The 16,421-nt window shown below is 42.3% G+C and carries 15 protein-coding genes and 1 pseudogene; 8 read left to right on the forward strand and 8 right to left on the reverse strand.

Going from position 1 to position 16,421, the window contains the following annotated elements:
• Positions 1–33: 33 nt before the first annotated feature.
• Together nfuA and ACQEXR_RS05455 are read right to left on the reverse strand one after the other, a co-directional pair.
• A complete protein-coding gene (gene nfuA, locus ACQEXR_RS05450; RefSeq protein ID WP_138972923.1) occupies positions 34–621 on the reverse strand; it encodes a Fe-S biogenesis protein NfuA in 588 nt (195 codons plus the stop codon).
• A gap of 86 nt (positions 622–707) precedes the next feature.
• Complete coding sequence (locus tag ACQEXR_RS05455; RefSeq protein WP_427019902.1) at positions 708–1,412, reverse strand: ComF family protein; 705 nt, start codon at positions 1,410–1,412, stop codon at positions 708–710.
• Positions 1,413–1,471: 59 nt separating this feature from the next.
• Between ACQEXR_RS05455 and bioH the strand changes: the two genes are divergently transcribed.
• Complete coding sequence (gene bioH, locus ACQEXR_RS05460; protein WP_426953031.1) at positions 1,472–2,278, forward strand: pimeloyl-ACP methyl ester esterase BioH; 807 nt, start codon at positions 1,472–1,474, stop codon at positions 2,276–2,278.
• 110 nt (positions 2,279–2,388) lie between these two features.
• Complete coding sequence (locus ACQEXR_RS05465) at positions 2,389–2,859, forward strand: ATP-dependent Lon protease (protein ID WP_427019903.1); 471 nt, start codon at positions 2,389–2,391, stop codon at positions 2,857–2,859.
• 100 nt (positions 2,860–2,959) lie between these two features.
• On the opposite strand, the gene ACQEXR_RS05470 is transcribed toward ACQEXR_RS05465, so the two are convergent.
• The gene (locus ACQEXR_RS05470) at positions 2,960–5,278 is read right to left on the reverse strand and encodes a Tex family protein (protein ID WP_427019904.1); all 2,319 of its coding nucleotides are present in this window, start codon (positions 5,276–5,278) and stop codon (positions 2,960–2,962) included.
• Positions 5,279–5,503: 225 nt separating this feature from the next.
• On the opposite strand from ACQEXR_RS05470, the gene ACQEXR_RS05475 reads away from it, so the two are divergent.
• A complete protein-coding gene (locus ACQEXR_RS05475; protein ID WP_427019905.1) occupies positions 5,504–7,390 on the forward strand; it encodes an ATP-dependent zinc protease family protein in 1,887 nt (628 codons plus the stop codon).
• 698 nt (positions 7,391–8,088) lie between these two features.
• Here the strand turns inward: ACQEXR_RS05475 and ACQEXR_RS05480 are convergent.
• Both ACQEXR_RS05480 and ACQEXR_RS05485 read right to left on the reverse strand, forming a co-directional pair.
• Entirely contained in the window at positions 8,089–8,418 is a 330-nt protein-coding gene (locus ACQEXR_RS05480; RefSeq protein WP_427019906.1) for a hypothetical protein, read from the reverse strand.
• Positions 8,405–9,565: a PAAR domain-containing protein gene (locus ACQEXR_RS05485; protein ID WP_427019907.1), complete on the reverse strand. Its 1,161-nt coding sequence runs from the start codon at positions 9,563–9,565 to the stop codon at positions 8,405–8,407. Before ACQEXR_RS05485 ends, ACQEXR_RS05480 begins: the two co-directional genes overlap by 14 nt.
• Positions 9,566–10,132: 567 nt before the next feature.
• Between ACQEXR_RS05485 and greB the strand changes: the two genes are divergently transcribed.
• Entirely contained in the window at positions 10,133–10,612 is a 480-nt protein-coding gene (gene greB / locus ACQEXR_RS05490) for a transcription elongation factor GreB (RefSeq protein WP_021704644.1), read from the forward strand.
• On the opposite strand, the gene ACQEXR_RS05495 is transcribed toward greB, so the two are convergent.
• Positions 10,609–10,923, reverse strand: a complete 315-nt coding sequence (locus ACQEXR_RS05495; RefSeq protein ID WP_427019908.1) for a helix-turn-helix domain-containing protein — start codon at positions 10,921–10,923, stop codon at positions 10,609–10,611. The two genes, greB and ACQEXR_RS05495, sit on opposite strands and share 4 nt — an antisense overlap.
• 98 nt (positions 10,924–11,021) lie before the next feature.
• Between ACQEXR_RS05495 and ACQEXR_RS05500 the strand changes: the two genes are divergently transcribed.
• The 4 genes from ACQEXR_RS05500 (at position 11,022) to ACQEXR_RS05515 (ending at position 15,658) form a co-directional block, all read left to right on the forward strand.
• Positions 11,022–11,567, forward strand: a complete 546-nt coding sequence (locus ACQEXR_RS05500) for a hypothetical protein (protein ID WP_427019909.1) — start codon at positions 11,022–11,024, stop codon at positions 11,565–11,567.
• A gap of 113 nt (positions 11,568–11,680) precedes the next feature.
• On the forward strand, positions 11,681–12,919 hold the full coding sequence (locus ACQEXR_RS05505; RefSeq protein WP_427019910.1) for a metallophosphoesterase family protein: 1,239 nt from the start codon (positions 11,681–11,683) through the stop codon (positions 12,917–12,919).
• A 2-nt stretch (positions 12,920–12,921) separates the two neighbouring features.
• Positions 12,922–14,718, forward strand: coding sequence for a hypothetical protein (locus tag ACQEXR_RS05510; RefSeq protein WP_427019911.1), 1,797 nt, complete (start codon positions 12,922–12,924; stop codon positions 14,716–14,718).
• On the forward strand, positions 14,711–15,658 hold the full coding sequence (locus ACQEXR_RS05515; RefSeq protein ID WP_427019912.1) for a hypothetical protein: 948 nt from the start codon (positions 14,711–14,713) through the stop codon (positions 15,656–15,658). The genes ACQEXR_RS05510 and ACQEXR_RS05515 overlap by 8 nt, the downstream gene beginning before the upstream one ends.
• A 37-nt stretch (positions 15,659–15,695) precedes the next feature.
• Here the strand turns inward: ACQEXR_RS05515 and ACQEXR_RS05520 are convergent, their stop codons facing one another.
• Positions 15,696–16,187, reverse strand: coding sequence for a hypothetical protein (locus ACQEXR_RS05520; protein ID WP_427019913.1), 492 nt, complete (start codon positions 16,185–16,187; stop codon positions 15,696–15,698).
• A gap of 89 nt (positions 16,188–16,276) precedes the next feature.
• Positions 16,277–16,420 (reverse strand): annotated as a pseudogene (locus ACQEXR_RS05525) (transcription elongation factor GreB); the annotation flags it as partial.
• Position 16,421 lies beyond the last annotated feature (1 nt).

A 16,421-nucleotide genomic window follows, 5' to 3' on the forward strand; every position in this document is an offset into this window, starting at 1 on the left:
CCCTATGTATTTCATTCGGTTTAAATAACGTAATTAGTAGTAAGAATGCTCACCACGATCGTGTTCCGTTGCATCACGTACGGCAGACAATTCACCTTCAAACTGTTGTAGCAGTTCTTTCTCGATGCCTTCTTTAAGTGTTACGTCAACCATTGAACAACCATTACACCCACCGCCAAACGCAACAATTGCAATGCCATCTTCGGTGATCTCAACAAGATTTACGTGACCGCCGTGGCCAGCAAGCTGTGGGTTCACTTGTGTCTGAATGACATACTCGACACGCTCAACGAGCGGTGCATCATCAGAGACTTTGCGCATTTTAGCATTAGGCGCTTTAAGAGTAAGTTGTGAGCCCATTTTGTCGGTGACAAAATCGATCTCTGCATCTTCTAGAAATGGAAGACTTAACTCATCGACATAAGCAGAGAAAGCGTCAAAAGCTAGCTCAGTATCCGTAGCTTCAACGGCTTCAGGTGGGCAGTAAGAAACACCACACTCTGCATTCTGGGTTCCAGGGTTAACAACGAATACACGAATATTAGTGCCGTCAGGTTGCTGTTCCAATAGGTTAGCAAAGTGTTTTTGGGCAGTTTCAGTAATAGTAATTGTATTTGACACGACGAATACCTGAGTAATTTTGTAGGCTATTAGTTGACCATTCTACTCCTGAAAGCTGAGAGATCTAGCGTTTTAGTTAAATTCAGCTAACTTGCGGGTTCAGGAGTCCGACAGATGCAGTAAATATCAACGGTTTTTACTCCGGCTTCAAGCAGTAGTTTGCATAAATGATACACCGTACTACCTGTGGTGAGAACATCATCAACAATTGCCACATGTTGCGTGAGGGCTTGTTGACCTTGCAAAGCAAACGCATTGAGTAAGTTCTCTTTTCGTTCAACTCTACTTAATCCTGCTTGCGGTGGTGTTGCTCTTAATCGCCTAAAAAGAGGTTGATAAGATACGTTGAGTTTGCGGGCTATCGCCTGCGCCAGCAAATCACTTTGGTTGTAGCCGCGCACCCAATAACGTCGCCAGTGCATCGGCACACTGGTCACTAGTTGTGCTGGTTGTTCAATTCTTGCCGCCAGCATAGAAGACAATTGACCACTCAACCAAAATTGCCCTCGGTACTTATAGCGATAAACGTAATTGGATAGGGGAAACTGGTAATCTCCGACGCAATAGACTCGTTGCCAAATGGGTGGATGCTTGAGGCACTCACCACAAGCTAACGCCTCGGTAACCATAGGCAAACCACAACGCAGACAACGTGGTAAAGGCTCAAAATATTGGCTGCAATGTCGGCAGACACCTTTAATCTCTGTCGTCGAGTCCACTTCCAGCGAGCATATACCACAATACACAGGTAACAGGTCCGCGATGTATTTTCCTACCCTTTGCGCTAACATACCCCAACTCCAAACAACGATGACATTCTAATTGTGGCGATAGAGTAAGGATTTTAGGGATGGAAAAAGTGGCAGAGACTGAGAGCAAAACCGAAGCTTTATATTGGCACAGTTGTGGCGAAGGAGCGGATATCGTCCTCATTCATGGCTGGGGAATGAATGGCGCAGTTTGGCAACAAACCGTGACTGAACTCAGCAAGCATTATCGCGTGCACGTCGTTGACCTACCAGGGTTTGGCCATAGCCACCAATCCAGCTTCATCAACATGGACGATCTTGCCCAGCAAGTGCTTGCTAGCGCGCCACAACAAGCGACTTGGATCGGCTGGTCACTAGGTGGCCTCCTGGCAACACATATTGCGCTAAACCACCCCCTACGAGTCACCAAACTGATCACTGTCGCAAGCTCACCGAAATTTGCCGCTGAGCGTCCTTGGCGAGGTATTCAACCAAACGTTCTGAGCGCCTTTACTGAACAGTTGGTCGAGGATTTTCAACTTACTATTGAGCGATTTATGGCATTGCAGGCAATGGGCAGTCCATCTGCAAGACAAGACGTAAAGCAGCTTAAAAAAGCCGTGTTATCGCGCCCTACTCCCAACCCAGATGCGCTGCTGGCTGGGCTCAAGCTCTTAGCGGACATTGACTACCGAGCGGAACTAGAACGACTGACCATTCCCGTACTTCGCCTATATGGGCGGCTAGATGGATTAGTTCCAATCAAAGTCGCCAGTGACGTGGAACGCTTAATGCCACACAGCGACCAATATGTCTTTTCTGACTCCTCTCACGCCCCTTTTATGACCGAGTTGGGCAACTTCTGCCAGCAAGTGCTGCTTTTTGTTTCTCAAGACACCCAAAAATAGGGTTTGTGCAACAAATTGTAAACGTCGCTAAACATCTGACAAAATTGGTCGATAAATAGACTAACCGAACGGAGTAACAACTCTCTAGGTTGGGCGTGAGGAGATAAAATATGCTCGTATCACCTACGAACGTAAGTGTTCCACTCATCGCCCCATCGGTTAATGTGCAAACGGAACAAGCGGCACGCGACAACAAAGTTCGCGAACCTGTTGCTCCTACGATTGCATTGACCAAGAGCAACGCAGAACGAAAGGTAACAGCGGACGATAAACGGCGAAAGCAATCATCATGGGATCCTTCTGAGCACCCAAGCTATGAGGCGGAACAAAGTGGTGAAGCAATTTCGCTCTATCAGGAAGAGCCCAAGGACACACTCGAAAGGCTATTTCAGTTGCTGGCGCTAGACAGTTACAGCGAACATCAAGGTAAAGGCTACGCCATGCGTTTTCGCTTGCCGAAACGCATAATCGATGCGGCGATAACAGAAGGGAAAATGGCTAAACGTAGAACCGTAATTAAATTCCATTACGGCGATTCGGTTGCTCCCAATACACCTTCTGATGTAATTGCGGTGTTGTAGTACTCAATCGAGGTTTACTTCGATTAAGTAATGCCGAAAAAATCCCCGCCAGTATCTCTACTGCGGGGATTTGCTTTTTCTCTTACTTGCGGTGACTCAATTAGCGTTTGGCTTTGGCAAAGGCTGCGGCAAACGCACCACCCATCGCATTGTTCTGTGACTCATCACGGCGACTTTGGCTACCCTGTGTCTGGCGCTGCTGCCCACGCGGCGACGCAGAACGCTGAGCTCGATTGTCTTGTCCCGGCTCATCATTGAGACGCATAGAAAGCGCGATTCGTTTGCGTTGTACATCGACTTCCATGACCTTCACTTTAACAATATCACCGGCCTTGACCACTTCACGCGGGTCAGAGACAAAACGGTCAGTTAAAGCAGAAATATGAACCAAACCATCTTGATGAACACCGATATCGACAAAGGCACCAAAGTTAGCCACGTTGGAAACCACGCCTTCCAAAACCATTCCAATCTCTAAGTCGGATACCTCATTAACGCCATCAGCAAAGGTCGCCGTCTTAAACTCTGGACGAGGGTCACGACCTGGCTTATCAAGCTCTTTAATGATGTCAGTAACCGTTGGCACACCAAAGTTTTCATCGGTGTAATCCACCGCATGCAGACCACGTAGGAACTGAGTGTCACCAATCAGAGCTTTGATATCTTTTTGGTTTTTCTCTGCAATGGCTTTAACGACTGGATACGCTTCTGGGTGAACCGAAGAGGCATCAAGCGGGTTCTTACCATCCATAATACGCAAGAAACCAGCACACTGTTCAAAGGCTTTAGGCCCTAAACGTGCCACTTTTTTAAGGGTCGAGCGCGCTTCAAAACGGCCATTCGCATCACGATAATCAACGATGTTTTGTGCAATAGTGCTTGATAGACCCGCAACTCGAGTAAGAAGTGCCGGCGATGCCGTATTGACATCAACACCCACCGCGTTCACACAGTCTTCAACTACCGCATCAAGTCGTTTAGCCAGCATCGACTGACTCACATCATGCTGATACTGACCAACACCTATAGATTTAGGATCGATTTTCACTAACTCAGCAAGCGGGTCTTGCAGACGACGGGCGATAGACACCGCGCCCCGCAATGAAACATCAAGATTAGGGAATTCATTCGCCGCCAACTCAGATGCAGAGTAAACCGAAGCGCCCGCTTCGCTGACCATGACCTTCTGGACTTTAAGATTGCCACGCTTAATAAGATCAGCCACGAAACTGTCCGTTTCACGTGAAGCAGTACCATTGCCAATCGCAATCAAGTCAACATTGTATTTACGTACCAAAGCAGCAACAATTTGCGCCGATTTATCGTACTGTTTTTGCGGAGGATGAGGATAAATCGTTTCTGTCGCCAAGACTTTACCAGTCGAGTCTACAACCGCAATTTTGGAGCCAGTACGTAAGCCAGGGTCAAGGCCCAATGTCGCACGAGGACCAGCCGGAGCCGCCATTAACAAGTCTTTGAGATTAGTAGCAAACACTTCGATGGCTTCAATCTCTGCGCGCTCTTTCATCGCGCCCATTAACTCGGTTTCCATATGCATAGACACCTTGATGCGCCATGCCCAACTGATCACCTGTTTACGCCAAGCATCAGCTGGAGCGCTACTTAATGAAATACCATAGTGGTCACTAATAATCGTCTCACAATACGATTGACGGACACCTTCATCTTGCGCCGGGTCTGCGTTCATCGCCAAGGTTAAGAAGCCTTCGTTGCGGCCGCGCAACATCGCCAATGCACGATGCGAAGGGACTTTGTTTAGGGCTTCATTGTGCTCAAAGTAGTCTTTAAACTTCTCACCTTCTTGCTCTTTTCCTGCGACAACACGAGATACCAACTCAGCATTGCGGTTAAGGTGGTGACGAATTTTTTCTAGCAAGTTCGCATCTTCTGCAATGCGTTCCATCACGATCGCACGAGCGCCATCCAACGCAGCTTTAGTATCCTCAATGCCGTTCTCGGCAGAGATGTAACCCGCCGCCTCAACTTCGGGATCGGTTTGCGGCTCATTCCACAGTTTATCGGCTAGCGGCTCAAGTCCCGCTTCAATCGCAATCTGTCCCTTAGTGCGACGTTTTGGTTTGTACGGCAGGTAAAGATCTTCTAGGCGAGTTTTACTATCTGCCTGATGTATTTCAGCTTCTAGCTCAGGCGTCATTTTTCCCTGTTCCTGAATCGACTTCAGGATAGTTTGGCGACGTTCGTCTAGCTCACGCAAATAGGATAAGCGACTATCTAGATTTCGCAGCTGAGTATCATCTAAACCACCCGTCACCTCTTTACGATAACGCGCGATAAACGGAACGGTATTACCATCATCAATCAGGTTAACAGCCGCAGTGACTTGCTCAGGGCGAACATTGAGTTCCTGAGCAATCAAATTACAGATAGCTTGGCTCATCCGTTGAATCTCTTTTCTAAGTTAAACGTCTAATATATTGGGGTAACAAAGGTAAAAACCAACACTTTTTGCTACCGCTAGCAAGGTTACGCAATAGTTAGAACGATAGGTTGGCAATTGTGTGAAAGTTATGTCAGAACTATTGCTATCATTCGAACTAAAATTTGAAAATTGGAACTAACTTCGTTCAAGTCTTTGAACGAACAATGAATATATGGAACCACTATGAAAAAAATCTTGCTGGCCTTTTCTGTATTATCCGTTTTCTTTTCGTCACTCTCTATCGCGGATAGTAGCTCTCTCAATTCCGCGCTGAGTGCAACCACACAGCATCCTCTTTACACTCTTGAGGATAAATTGGTGCTGGGTCGAGTAGAAAGTGTCTACCTTAGTGATGTAGAGCCGCTAAAAACGATAGCCTTTGCGGGCAAGATTGATACGGGTGCGGATACCACCTCAATGCATGCCACCAATATTCATGTGTCCAGTCGCCATCCAGATTTTAGTCAATTGCGCGATCAAGAGTTAATGAAAGCACTCATTGCTCATCCAGCAATTGATAACGTTCACTATGATAAGTGGCATGCAGGGCTGTTTGCCCCTTATCAAGTCAGCGTGTCTTTCACCATCACTCACCCATACACTGGTGAGGCTATAGAAATTACTAGACCGATTACTCGTGTCAGCGTGATTCGAAACCGAACTCAGAAGCAGCCAATCTTGCGACCAACGGTCACCCTACCTCTAACCATTGCAGATAAAACGGTAATGACGGAGGTAAACTTAACCGACCGAAGCCAATTTTCCTCTCCGATTCTGATTGGCAAAACCTTCCTTAGCAACAACGCATGGGTTCTTGCTGGATATGACTATCTACAACAGCAAAAACAGGCCCAGCTTCTCGGTCGGGCAGAAACGGTCACCATCGCAGGTATCCAACAAAAGATTAGCTACTCACTCCATAGTAACTACAGCGTTTTGCATGCCAAAGACGTCAACGTAGACTCGAAGACTCAACGGGTGACTTTCACAATTGAAAACCGCCAAGGCGAGAAAAAAGCGCTGACGCTACCTGTCATTAGGCAATTCAGTGTCGGTGGCAAACCGCGTCCAATGGTGTTTGTACCAATAGATACTCCCAATCAACCGACTCAATACTGGCTGGTCTATTTGAGTGACCGAAGTCAATATGGATCTCAACTGCGATTAGGCAAAGAGACGTTGAATCGACACTTTATGGTTGATACCAAACAAAAATCCTTACTGTCTGGCAGCCCTAAGTTCTTCAACCATCGCTCTAAGGCAATGCAAGTTTCAGGCAGCGAATCTATCGATTTAGATGGTGTTATCTTAGAAGCTCAACCATCTTTGACGGTCAAAACACCGCTACTCAAAGTCAGCAGTTTCGAGATGTTCGATAAGAATGGCAAAGACTGGGTGACCTACTATCTGACCAACCATGAAGGGGAAGCCAAGCAGTTTTCAAAGCCTATCAACAAAAAACTCAAGGTCGGCGACTCTATTCGCCCGGTGGTATTCGGTACCTTCATGCTCTACGGAGAACCGGTGGAACTTCCTTATGCGATAGACGTGTTAGATGAAAATGAGTCAGAAGATTACTTTGTCATCGGCCAGAAAATGTCAAAAGATGGTGTCCTCATCAATACGCGCAGTGAACACCTACTTGATGTTTATCCACTGTTTAAAGCCGGGCATATTGAGGAGGCTTTAGTCGAAGGTATGAGTATCCCTGTGAAGTTAGACACTGGAGCCGACGTCAGCTCCATCAATGCGCAAAACATCAAGTTGTTTAAACGCAATGGTCAGCAAATGGTGAGCTTTACCTATGAAAACGATCAGGGTGTCAAACAGGATTTCACTCGTAAAGTGGTCGATAACATGACGATTACAGCCAAAAAGGGCGAAGAGGCGACAACACGGCCTGTTGTCGAAATGCATGTATCGCTTGGCCATCTTGAGAAAAACATTCGCGTCAATTTACAGGATCGGAGTCGTTTCCATTACAGCATGATTTTGGGTAAGAACTTCCTCAAGTATGGGGCCGTAGTTGCCAGCGAAAGTAACTATCTCATCAGCCCATCACCTGAATAACAATAACAACGACAAAGTCCCACCATATGTGGGACTTTGTTTATAAAGAAGAGCAACACTGGTTACCTGCATCACATCTGAACGCTTATTTTTCTGTCGTAACTGCCAGCCTCTAGATCGACCTTGAACGTATTATGCTTACTGGACTACAGTCGCCATCACCTTGCCACTGTATCATTACCTAAATATAGCTTTTATATATTTGATAAATGGTAAAAACTACAACTCCAATAGTACATATCACCATAGTCCATCGATGAGAATAATAGGAACTCATAACAGAATCATGCTCTTCTGAGTCTACATTATTTATTGTCCCATACCTCATCATCCCTTTCCCTTTGCAATAAAGACGGAGACCTAATCCAGAACAAAGAAAAGTAATCATCCAACCGACAGCAATATTTAATACATGCTCACGAAAAAACAGTACGCCTAAAATAAAACAAAAATAAATATTCCATCAGAGATGTTTATGTACAGCCATGTTCGTTTTTTAATGATCACGACTAAGAACCTCGCCAGCAAAGTAACTAATGATATTTCCGCTTTATAGACTTCACTTTACAGCGTTTCTGGATCCATCAGTGAATGAACTAGAAGAATATGTTGGGGTAGCTTTATGATGGGGCAGCAGAAAATGCTTTGACCTAAAATATAACTTCATAAGATCTTTAACTCAATGGCAATAATACTAATCAAAAAATGTTTTGGTACAACTGATAAAGAGTAAATATAACAGCTACTATTGTAGAACCTATCATTGTGTCACGATGTGCACGGTATGACTCCATAATAGTATCTGTATCGTTTTCATCTACGTTGTTTATTGTACCGTACCTCATCATTCCTTTGCCTTTGCAATAAAGGCGAAGTCCTAACCCAGAACAGAGAAAAGTAGCAAGCCAAATACCCATTACCCCAAAAACGCTATCCCAAAAAAACAGTACGCCCAAAATAAAACAAAAAATAAATATTCCATCAGAGATATTCATGTATCGCCAAACTTTTTTTTTATTTATCATCACTTAAAATATTCCCTGAAAAGTAGCTAACTACACTTTCTGATGTATCTTGAACTCGCTTGGGCAGATTGAGTAACCTCAAACGATATGCTGCTCCTATCCCCACAGCATAAGCCCAAAGCGGATCAAAATCTAAACTAGCAGCAGAATAAACAACATCAGCTTGAATAACTCTTTGCAAAGGGGCTAAGTAAGGATTCGCAATCAGAGCGACACCGATCACCTGCATCACATCCGAACGCTTATCTTGCGTGGCGGCCTCAATATAATCTTGAAAAGCCTCATCTTCCATATCGATATTGGCATTTCTCATTAAACATTCAGGTGTGGCACAACTCGCTTTAAACCGAACATTGAACGATTCATTATTCACGACTAGATTACGTTGATAACTGCTATCTTGATAGAGCTCCGCTGCTTTTTCTGTTCGGCGTGATAACCGATTTTCTTCGAGTTTTCTGAGCGCACCGCCCCCCTCAATGAAACCGTTTTTAATCTGATGGATAAGATCATACCCAACATCATAAGTAATTTTCTCTTGGTTATAACCTTTCAAAATGACATCAAACGCTTCACTGAACTCTTTTACCGCTTGACTGTACACAGAATTTTCCAGCTCCAAGGTTGGAAGAAAAGCTAAAAGTGATGTCGTCGCTTTATAAACTTCACTTTCCAGCGATTTTTTGGATTCATCAGTGGATGAATTAGAAGAGTATTCTGGGGTAGTTTCATGATGGGGAGCAGAAGAACTTGCATTAGTCATAGATGATATAATGTGGTCAGGGCTCAGTGCCGTCCCGTCGCCAAAAGTTAAAGATTGCCCCTGTATGAGGCTGACCTGTACCATCCCATTATCAAGACCAATGAAACTAAAGCGTCCCTCGGGAGTGAGGATCCTGTTGCTCCCCAAAGGGCAATCACACTCAACAATAAAATCGCCTAAAGCCACATATTGCTCTTCAGCTTTGATCTCATGTAGCGTTGTACGGCAAATTTTACCCCATCCTTTTTTGCACTTTTTGCACGTAGCCTTACCACCGACTAAAGCCACTGGCTTTTTATCACAAAAAACCGTAGATGCCCCTTCCACAATCTCACCTCCTGTTGTGGTGGGATCACCTAATACCGCTAATGACAACTTTTTCGCCATACAATGAATACCCCTTCATTTGCAGTGGTTATATATTGTGCATCATAAGCAATGGGTTTTCTATCGACAAACCGAAAGACGGAACTCTGAACGAAAGACTCATAAAACCAGATAAGAAAACGAATCCTATGCCTTATCCAAAATCATATATATGCAGGTTTGCAGAGAGATTGAACTGGGGTACTGATAGCAAAAACAATACACATCTCTCACTGCGGAGATCCTCCCTACCCTAGAGAATTCCGCTTACCTCAAGTAAACGGCATTACACCATATGAGGAACTGCTATGTGAATCATTCTGTATCCTAGTCAGCTGAGCAGCGAATTTGATTAATAAACCACTCTGTATAGCTTTGATTTATCCATCGCGTCGATTAAGCTCTCAGAATCGGAGCAAAGCGTACTGGATGACATCATTTCTAGTGCGTTTTTGCGCCGACATCAGTTGGTGCCGGAAAAATTGCAGTATAGTCTCGAGTGATACTCAGAAGTCTTTTTTCCCTGTAGCGACTTTGGATGCAATCAAAAAGACACTACAGAACTTATAGATAACTTGGATTGTAGAAGTGAAAACAAAGCTAATCACCAGAGAAGGTTATAACAAACTCAAAGCAGAACACGATCATTTATGGAATGAAAAGCGCCCAGAAATTACCAAAATCGTTACATGGGCAGCCAGCCTTGGCGATCGCTCTGAAAATGCCGATTACACCTTCAATAAGCGCTTACTTCGTCAAATAGACCGTCGCGTGCGCTTCCTTCGCAAATTTCTACCTGAAGTGACCATTGTTGACTACTCTCCTCAACAAGAAGGAAAGGTATTCTTCGGAGCTTGGGTCGAGATTGAGAATGAAGCCGGAGATGTTAAGACATTCAGAATTGTTGGTCCTGAAGAAATCTATGGAGATGCAAAAGACTACATCTCTATTGATTCACCAATGGCGAGAGCATTGTTGAAAAAGGAAGTGGATGACGAAGTAACGGTTCGTACACCGGAAGGTGACAAAGAATGGTTTATTAACTCAATTAGCTACAACAAACCCTAGTTTTCCTCATAACTACTCAACTTACGGATAAGCTCCTGCCTCTCCTCTTCACTTAGTTTGGCAATCAAGCAAGCTAACTTGGCAGAGCTTTCTTCCTCACAAAAGAAATAGTTCAAAGGGACACCTAATTCATCTGCAATGAGCTTAAGAGTTTGTATATCTGGGGTGTGCTTTCCCTTCTCATACTGGTTCATCCTAGGACTCGCTGAGCTTTCTTCCATACCGATACTCACCCCCAAGGCTTTTTGGGAGAGTTTAGCTTCTTGACGCGCTTCTTTGAGGCGCAATGGGATTGGGCTTTGGAATGACACTTACGGCTCATATCTTGACTCTCGAATTAACTAAGATTTTCTTAGTTTTGCTGATTTCTGTATACTAAGCAATCCTTAGTTTTATATGTAGCATTCAAATGAAAAGTCACAAAAAAATTAACTATCTTATGTATAAACTTTTGATTCAGGAGAATCGCGACGGTTTTGAAGTACTAGAAGCCAGAGATGCATTGATGGGTGCATTTGCAGTGTCAACAGATGAAAACGAAGCCCGCAAACAAATTTACCGTCAGTTGAGGTTCTTCGAAAGAAAAGGATGGCTTAAAACTAATGGCAGTGGCCGAAGTAAAAAGTACTTCCAAACAAGCAAGTTCAAAGAGATGTCAGTAAGCCCTAGATTAAAGGCTCCACTGTTGTACTTAGATAATGCTCCTACTATCGAAAACAATTATTGCACACTTGAAACAGAGCTAAAGCAGAATCAAAAAGAGCTTGAAATTCTAATCGCAGAAGAAAATGAATATCTAACGCTTCAAAGCCGTTTCCCTGAACTAAAGGTTCGCTTATCAGTATTGGTTCAAGGGTCAAAGAAACGCCACGTGTCGCTTTTAGGGAGAATAAATGCTTTAAAAGGAGTCCTTGAGTCAATATCAAAAGGCTCATACGGAAAGTCCTTGAGCTAGAATTATATGAATATCATCAATAATTTCTAGTTGAAAACACATGTTTTGTTGTTTAACTACAATGATTTAAATGCGAGAATATGCTCATTGGTTAACATGAACATTTAAGTTATATGGACTCTAAAATAGCAATAATCAGTGACTTACACTGCGGTAGAGGTAGTATTGCCAAGGACTTTAGTATTGGCGAAACTGCGAATGCGGTAATTCCTGATTTTTTTGAGGATTTTGAAGCTTTTGTCACTCGAGAATCAATAGGCGCGGATTATTTGCTGGTGAGTGGAGATATAACACATGAAGCTGACGAGGAAGAGTTTGAACTTGCAGAAAAAAGGATACTCGAATGTGCTAGAGTACTAGGAGTTCCTCTTGAAAAAGTTCTTGTCATTCCAGGCAATCATGATGGCAACTGGGAGCATGAAAGCAAGGCCATTCAACAACAGCAAGACGAACTAACGACTCTCAGACGAAAATATAAGAATTTTCGTTCCCTTTCATTAAGCATCAAGCAGCAGGGCAATGCTACATTTGGAAATTTAACTGAGCCACCTTGGTTCTCAATTCACGAATTAGACCCATTTACTGTAGTCGCAATTAATTCTGCTGCACATGACTCTTCGGAATCAGACGTACATCACGGCTCTGTATGCGCCAAAACCATAGAAGCACTTGGTTCTTGGCTGGAGAGTAACAAAGATAGCTTGAAACACAAATGTATCGTATTTCTGTTACATCATCATCCAGTACAATACCCTGACTATCCATACGAAACAGCCGACTTAAGTATCCTTAACAATTCAGCACAATTGATGAACTTGGCAACAAACTACGATATAGGGTTCATAGTGCATGGTCATAAGCACATCCCCCAAATAAAACTTCACATAGATGAAGTTATGCATCCTGTTAACATCATCTGTGCTGGTAGTTTCTCTTCCAGATTAGATGACCGATGGTTGCAAGGTCAGGGCAATTTTTTTCATATCATTGATGTATCTTTAGAAGATGTAAAACTTCCTAAAGGCAGGCTCATCAGTTGGGCTAGGTACGCTGGACATGGCTGGATTAACTGGCAACAAAAAAAGCTATCTGGTGTAAATCATATAGAAAACTTCGGGAACAGCTTAGGCTTTAAAGAGCTAAAGGAAAGCCTGAGCAATATTCTAAAGAACCTCTTTTCTAGAAAAGATCATGTGAAGTGGGACGAAGTAATCCAAGCAGAGCGTAGCTTTGGTTTTTGTCATTCAAGGCTGATTGAAAAAGTGGTTCAGAGTTTAGAAAAAGAACTAGGGTTCGAAACATACCCAATTAACGATTCAACGTCGTTTGTGTTTATCAAGGTAGGAGTCTGAGCATGTCTGAAAGAAGCAGCATCTTTGAACATTCAAATGCACGATACCTGAACTCCACTCAACTAGCTGATGAATTCATTTGGACCTATTCATTTGATCGTTTGTTATCAAATAAAAATAACATCGTTCTCGGTTCCAGAGGTTCTGGTAAGACAGCTCTAGTGAAGATGTTATCTCATGAATACTTATCTAAATACAATGGTGACAAAGCCAGAGATATCATTAAAAATAACTTGTTGATAGGGACATATGTACCATTAAAAATTGAATGGGTCAAAACACTAGATAAAGACAACGATTATTTCATCTGGAGTTTAAACTTATCTTCATGCAGTAGATTAATTTCAACAATAAAAAGCCTTACAAAAGCTAATATTCCAGATGAAATTGAACGAGTACTTTGTGAGAGAAGTCTATCAAAAAAAATATCTGAAAAGTGGTTCTCAAAGCCTTTAACTCAGCTTACACATATAGAGCAAGAACTAGAAGATATTGAGTTCAAAAAACACTTGGCAATTAATAAGTCCAAACTCGGGATTACTCTCAGCGATGAAGAGTTATCGAATGGAATTGCATTCTCACTACCTTTGTTTGAACCCTTCATTCAAGCAGTTAAGATCATAAATCGAGAATTAAGCATCTCCGATGATTCAAGTTGGGTGTTGTGTATCGATGAGGCTGAATTTTTAACTGAAGAACAACATATTATTTTGAACTCTCAAATGCGCTCATACAAAGAGCTAGTATTTAAGATTACAACAATGCCATATAAGCACCACTCTCTAAATACTGATAGCAGCGCTCCATTAGCTATTGGGCACGATTTTGAGTATCTGTATGTTGATAATCTGGGGCTAGAAAGCTTCTCTAGTGAACAAAAAAAACGAGAACTTTTCAGCTTCGCTGAGTCTTTGCTTCAAAGCCGACTTCGAAGCGCTGGCTACTCTAAAGAGATATCATTAAAAGATATATTTGGGGAATCCGACTTACTTGACAACCCCAAAGAAACTATTGGCTACGACAATTTCATAGCTCTTGCAAGAGAGAACTTTGATGACGTTACTAAAAATAGATTGAACAATTATTTAGAAAAAGGAAATCAGTCTCTTTTGAATTCCTCAATAATAAATAAGACAAGCGGATTATTATTATTAAGAGAAGCGCATAAAGTATTTACTGGAAATTCCTCTCCTAGAATATATTCTGGCTCATCTCTTGTAGCAAAATGCTCTGATGGAAACCCAAGAAGGCTACTGAGGCTATATAACTTTCTTTTAGCGGATAAGCTAAAGAGCAAAGCAAGCCAGGAGCAACTTAAAGTATCACCGAATGAACAAGGAAGAAGGCTTAGAGACTACTCATCAATAGAGCTCGAAAATCTAAACATCGAAAAAAATGGGACTCAAGCTTTTGATATCATAAGTTCAATCGGACGGTATATCAAAGAACAAACACATAATCATAAAATTGCAACGGAAAATATAAGTTCAGTTACATTTGACTATATGGATGATGATGTTTGGGAGCATATAAAAAGTGCTGTTGATTTGGGACTGCTTTATCCAGATCTAACAAAACGAGAGGATGGAAATAAAATGCCTGTAAAATCTGGTGTTTTCTGCTTGGCTTTCTGCCTATCCCCTCACTTTTTCATAATGCCGAGAAAAGGAAAAACTGTTAGTTTATCTAAAATTCTCAAACAGCCAAAATACAAAGGCTTAGTTAACAAGATTGCTCATGCTAAGCAGCTCAATCAGCAAATGAGCTTATTTAGTTCTAATGGTGATGAAAATGAATAACCTCTATGTAGAAGATATTTCAAATGGCGAACTGGCAAGCACAATATATGACATTGCTTTTTTTTCTGCGGGTTATGAAGAGCGATGCTTAGAAGTACCATCAACTGTCCATAACCAACAAGCGAAGAATGTTGTAATACTCGAGTACAACGAACATAAAGAGGACAACACTAGAAAAGATGTAGATCTTTTTTACAGAACATATTGGAGAGAAGCCAAACGAGTAGAAAAATCTCACTCTGATGCATCTGAAATCTACCACGAGATTCTTCGTGCAGTAGCTATCAAACCCAAAGGTGAGGTATTCAGGGTATTAGTAGACTATACATCCATGTCAAGAGTCTGGTACTCATCGATCATTAGCATACTTTTGCAGCATATAGATATAGCTATATGTATAGATTTTACTTACACCAATGGATACTACCAAGATGTAAACCTCAACGTTGAATTGGGAAGCCTAAAAGTAATTCCTGGATGCGAAGGGTCAGCGCTAACAAAAAAAAATACAGCTGCAATTTTTATGCTAGGGTTTGATCGCAATGGTCCGCATAGGCTGTATAACATAATTAATCCAAGCAAGTCTTACGGAGTCTTAGCATCACCAGCAGCATCTCATGAATATGTGGGAAAATGTATCGATGAGAACAGGCTATTTATTGAACATCAACTAGGTGGTGAAAAGAATGTACTCCACTTGCCTATCAACAGTTTATCTATCTGCTATGAGCAACTACTTCAAGTAGTGAATCCTCTGTTAGATGACTACAATGTAACCATTGTACCTTTTGGTCCAAAACCACATATTTTAGCTTCAGTTCTCTGTGGAATGACCAACAAAAATGTAACATGTATGTACTCCGAATACATTCGTAGAAATACTTCAAGAGTTGAATCTCGCGGAGAAGTCACTATTTCTAGGGTACATAAACTAGCTTGAAATAAGTAACACCACATAGAGCATTGGTTCTATGTGGTTACTTTTTCACCCATTGCCAATCACCACTTTTAACTTCATTCGTTGTTTTAGAGTTACCAATCCACTTACCTTCCATTTTTTTTCCCGATTTAACAATCAGATGAAAAGAACCTGAATACCCTAGAGAATCGTTAAGGTCATGCCACTCACCGACAAGCTGGTCACGATCTAGCTTCCCAAATAACACATATGTATCATCTCCAGAGTGGAACTCACTGTAACAATAGCTCCCTAGTTGTCTCATTATCGCCGCGCTCTGACGCGAGCTATCTGTGTCGAATGTTGTACTACTTTTAACGAACCAGCTTTGTTGCCATTCCCCTTTTATTTCTGGAGGATTGGAACGAAACAAAGTTCGAACTGGGAGAAAGTGCAGGAACTTAACTGCATAAATAGCCAACTTGAGGTCTAAAAGAAACTTGAGTAAGAGAGCAAATAAAAAGCCGATAGAAGTATTAAGTATCAAGTTTGGGTCGAATTGAAAGCTCATCAGTACACCAAATAGTATGTATAATTAAATTTAACCACACCATATCAGACATTTAGCCATTAATAGTATTAATTTAATTCAACTAAACAAAAGTCTGCGTTCTCACTACGGTCACCAAGACTCGCAGCCCAAGTCACTTTTTTAGTCACCTCAGGGCGCTCTTCCCTCCACAAAAAATCAAGCTCGCGCTTGAGTCGGTCGTAGCCTTCTCGCGTTATTAGGTTTGTTTTCATA

The organism is Vibrio sp. TRT 2004, from assembly GCF_050113735.1.
Taxonomy (GTDB): domain Bacteria; phylum Pseudomonadota; class Gammaproteobacteria; order Enterobacterales; family Vibrionaceae; genus Vibrio.

Excerpts from the sequence above, each read along its gene's own strand:
- ACQEXR_RS05455 (WP_427019902.1), bottom strand. The coding sequence starts at position 1,412 with ATGTTAGCGCAAAGGGTAGGAAAATACATCGCGGACCTGTTACCTGTG.
- bioH (WP_426953031.1), top strand. The coding sequence starts at position 1,472 with ATGGAAAAAGTGGCAGAGACTGAGAGCAAAACCGAAGCTTTATATTGG.
- ACQEXR_RS05465 (WP_427019903.1), top strand. The coding sequence starts at position 2,389 with ATGCTCGTATCACCTACGAACGTAAGTGTTCCACTCATCGCCCCATCG.
- ACQEXR_RS05470 (WP_427019904.1), bottom strand. The coding sequence starts at position 5,278 with ATGAGCCAAGCTATCTGTAATTTGATTGCTCAGGAACTCAATGTTCGC.
- ACQEXR_RS05475 (WP_427019905.1), top strand. The coding sequence starts at position 5,504 with ATGAAAAAAATCTTGCTGGCCTTTTCTGTATTATCCGTTTTCTTTTCG.
- ACQEXR_RS05485 (WP_427019907.1), bottom strand. The coding sequence starts at position 9,565 with ATGGCGAAAAAGTTGTCATTAGCGGTATTAGGTGATCCCACCACAACA.
- ACQEXR_RS05500 (WP_427019909.1), top strand. The coding sequence starts at position 11,022 with ATGAAAAGTCACAAAAAAATTAACTATCTTATGTATAAACTTTTGATT.
- ACQEXR_RS05505 (WP_427019910.1), top strand. The coding sequence starts at position 11,681 with ATGGACTCTAAAATAGCAATAATCAGTGACTTACACTGCGGTAGAGGT.
- ACQEXR_RS05510 (WP_427019911.1), top strand. The coding sequence starts at position 12,922 with ATGTCTGAAAGAAGCAGCATCTTTGAACATTCAAATGCACGATACCTG.
- ACQEXR_RS05515 (WP_427019912.1), top strand. The coding sequence starts at position 14,711 with ATGAATAACCTCTATGTAGAAGATATTTCAAATGGCGAACTGGCAAGC.
- ACQEXR_RS05520 (WP_427019913.1), bottom strand. The coding sequence starts at position 16,187 with ATGAGCTTTCAATTCGACCCAAACTTGATACTTAATACTTCTATCGGC.